This window comes from Desulfonatronospira sp. (assembly GCA_003563255.1).
Classification (GTDB): domain Bacteria; phylum Desulfobacterota; class Desulfovibrionia; order Desulfovibrionales; family Desulfonatronovibrionaceae; genus Desulfonatronospira.
In genome coordinates this window covers 1-3215 of sequence record PWSL01000369.1, presented here as the reverse complement: position 1 = coordinate 3215, position 3215 = coordinate 1, and the positions used below count along the sequence as shown (strand labels likewise).

General features: G+C 51.1%; 5 protein-coding genes. All 5 read right to left on the bottom strand.

Annotated elements, in window-relative coordinates; all coding sequences use genetic code 11:
- The coding region (locus tag QZP87_RS10850) for an MASE3 domain-containing protein (RefSeq protein ID WP_291322941.1) at nt 1–1507 on the bottom strand (1507 nt) is incomplete at its 3' end.
- Nucleotides 1508–1562: 55 nt separating this feature from the next.
- Entirely contained in the window at nt 1563–2021 is a 459-nt protein-coding gene (locus QZP87_RS10845) for a response regulator (RefSeq protein WP_291322940.1), read from the bottom strand.
- Nucleotides 2022–2203: 182 nt separating this feature from the next.
- Entirely contained in the window at nt 2204–2473 is a 270-nt protein-coding gene (locus QZP87_RS10840; protein WP_291322939.1) for a type II toxin-antitoxin system RelE/ParE family toxin, read from the bottom strand.
- Nucleotides 2457–2681: a DUF6290 family protein gene (locus QZP87_RS10835; RefSeq protein ID WP_291322938.1), complete on the bottom strand. Its 225-nt coding sequence runs from the start codon at nt 2679–2681 to the stop codon at nt 2457–2459. Before QZP87_RS10835 ends, QZP87_RS10840 begins: the two co-directional genes overlap by 17 nt.
- A 371-nt stretch (nt 2682–3052) precedes the next feature.
- Nucleotides 3053–3187, bottom strand: a complete 135-nt coding sequence (locus tag QZP87_RS10830; RefSeq protein ID WP_291322942.1) for a DnaJ C-terminal domain-containing protein — start codon at nt 3185–3187, stop codon at nt 3053–3055.
- Nucleotides 3188–3215: the final 28 nt, after the last annotated feature.

Here is a 3215-nt window from a genome sequence, read left to right as displayed (position 1 = left end):
CGATATCGTTCAGACAGACTGATTCTGGTGTGTAAGCCAGTACCCCCTGTTTCATTTTAGCCCATTGCAGGAGGTCTTCCAGAAGAGCATACAAGTTCTCTGAACTCTTGTGCATTTCCCCGGCCAAGAGTTCAAGTTCTTGAAGGGAAAAAGCCTTAATATCCGTAGATAAAACCTGAGTCAGGTTCACAAAGCCGGAAATGGGCGACTTGAGGTCATGGGCCACATAGGAAAACAGCCTGTCCTTGTCGGCGTTGGACTTTTCAAGCTGCTGGTTCATCAGCCTGATTTTCTCCTCGGCCAGTTGACGCTCGGTGATGTCCTGGTTGACGATAATGGCTCCTTCCATTTCCCCGTTGCTGTCCAGGATGGGGGCGGTATAATTGAGGATTATCTTTTTCTTGCCGTCAAATGCATCAATTTCCAGCAGTTCATCGACAATGGTCACGCCCTTGTTCACGGTGTGCGCCAAGGCCCAGTCTTCCGGGGCGATTTCCTCGCCTGAAGGCAGACGTCTGGCCTTGAAAACGCCATATTCATCCTGACCGACCTTAGGTTCCATCCCCCAGATGGCTACCCCTGCCGGGTTGCCTTGCTTGAGTTTTCCGTTCTTGTCCGCAACCCACAGACCGATGGGCAGGATTTCGAAGATTTTTCTGAACAGGGCTTCGCTCTTGCGCAAAGCTGTTCTTTCCTGGTCAAGCGTACGGAACAACAGGGCAAATGGCCTGCGCAGACCGGACTGGATCAGGGCCAGGTAGATGAGCAGGAAGGAAATCAGTTTGAAATAGTGTCCGACCTGGTTGAAGATGCCGTAGACGTCCACATAAAGGGTGAAGGACAGCTCGGCCAGGATAGTGATCAGCATGGACGCAAGCATCAATCGGTAGACAATGGCATCGATCATTTCACGCCGCTGCCGGAGCAGGATTATTGCCGCCAGCAGGACCAGGCATATCAGGTACTCGCTGCCCACCTTGAAAGGGGTCAGGCCGACGCCGTCAACAAAGCAGTCCGGAAAGATGCGCCAGACAAATATCGCCAGGAGCAGCAATCCGGCGACCGCGGCCCAGCCTGCCAAAGGCAGCACAAGCCTGACGCGTCGACCAAGAAGCAGGACGAACGTGAACAGGGCAGCAGCTTCAATGTATCGGGCCGCGATCCAAAGCTGAGTGGGCAGATTGGCTCCCCAGTGTTCGGCAAACACGCCCATGCCTTTGAAGGACAGGGTATGCAGAAGGTCCAGGAAGCCGATAAACAGGTAGGCCGCGCCAAGGCTGAGCAGGGCGTGGTCCCTCAGGTAGTCACGGGCGTTCCAGACGAGCATGAACACGGACCAGGCCACGGCAATGGAAAACATCTCCACCAGGGTGTGGAACAGGAGATAGTTGTAGCGGCTGACCACAAACAACCCGGCCAGGACGAACAAGCCAAGTATTATCCAGGCGGTCCAGGCCAATGGAGATGGCCGGCCAAGGCCATCAACCGGGCCGTCTTGCGTATTCATGTCCATTGCATCATTTCTTTATATGGTGTATGTCAGAGTTACACTGTTTCGTGCTTTATCCGGAATACCTGGAAAGAGCCTCTGCCAGATCTTTCAACTGCACCGGCTTGGCAAGATAGTTGTCCATGCCTGCCTCCAGAAACTTTTCCCGGTCTCCTTGCATTGCATAGGCAGTAAGAGCAATTATCGGGATGTCCTTTTTGATCCCCAGATCAGTTGACGAACGGATTATCCTTGTGGTCTCAACTCCGTCCATGACCGGCATGCGGATATCCATCAGAATGACATCGAAATCCTGGGCTTTGAGCAGATCAAGGACCTGCTGACCGTCTTCACCCAGGGTCACACTGTGCCCCATAATCTCCAGCAGCTTCCTTAGGGGATACTGGTTGGAGACATCGTCTTCAGCCAGAAGGATATGCAGCGCCTTTTTCGCCTGGTCCAATTGCCCGGTCTGTTCCTGCTGCGGCAGAAATCCTTCCTCAGGCATCTTGAAAGGCAGGCTGACATACACTGTGGTCCCCTGGCCCTCAGTGCCATAGTCTTTTCAGAGCGATTTTGTAGGTGCACCTGCAAAAAGTCGAGAAAATGAATAATTCCGAAAAAAAATCTATATAAGTCTTTGTTTTTACTGATATCTGACGTCTGATCTCTGACATCTGTGACTGCAAAAATGACTTTTTGCAGTCACATCTTCTACGGTGGGTGTTGATAAACTATGCTTCGATGTCCTATATGGACGACAAGAACAAGGAGCTTTTTGTCCTGAATTCTGGCCAGAACAGGGTAATCCCCAACCCGGTATCGACAAAACTCCCGCAGCTGTCCCTTAAGGACTGTGCCCAAAGCTCTCGGGTCCTGAGCCACACGCTCTTTAAGGTATCTAATGACCCTTTGTGATTCTTGTCTGCCCAGCTTCTTGAGTTCTTTTTTCGCCCTTGGAGTAAAGCTAATCTTCCAGGCCAATGTCTCGCTCCACATCTTCAAGGGGTATGGCTTTCTCTCCGCTCTTCAAAAATTCTTCGTATGCGGTTTCAGCCAAATATGCGTCCTCCAGGTCTTCAAGAGTCCTTTCCAAAGCCTCTCGTATAAAATAGGATTTTGTGCGTTGTGTAGCCTTGGATAAAAGCACCAGCCTTTGAGATAGACCGACAGGGAGTCTGACAGTGTGCATTTTTGTGTCCTCCATAACTTCCCCTTTGTATTTTTTGTAATACTGCCACATACACTAAATTTAGTCAAGATGTATCTGTCAGCGCTTTTAAGGAAAGCAGGGGACAGGCACTCCGGGACCCACTTGAGCATCATTTTGTGCTTAAAATATATCATTTTTTGGGACGATCACGCCTCAGGCGTGACGTAAGAGCCAGTCCCCTATAGCGCAAGGCCTGATCTACTGTTTGATCAGTGCTCTGGTTGCGTTTAAGTTCCGACAACAGTTCGCCCTGAACGAGACTCTTTTGCCACCCTATAACCTTAACACTGTACAACTATTCACTGGATCTTTGGGAGAATAATTACTCTGGAATTAGCCCTGAGAGGATTTCAAACCTTGCTGATATGCAATCGCAAATAAAGATCGCCCGGTTGCTCCCCCGGGCTCCCTTCCAGGCCCTTCCCTCTAACCCGCAAGACCGTGCCCTCCCTGGTGCCCGGAGGAACCTTGACTTCCAGCTTCACGCGCCTGTCTCCCCTGGTATAGGCCAGG

Coding starts and splice junctions, on each gene's coding strand:
- QZP87_RS10835 (WP_291322938.1), bottom strand. CDS start 2,681: ATGCACACTGTCAGACTCCCTGTCGGTCTATCTCAAAGGCTGGTGCTT.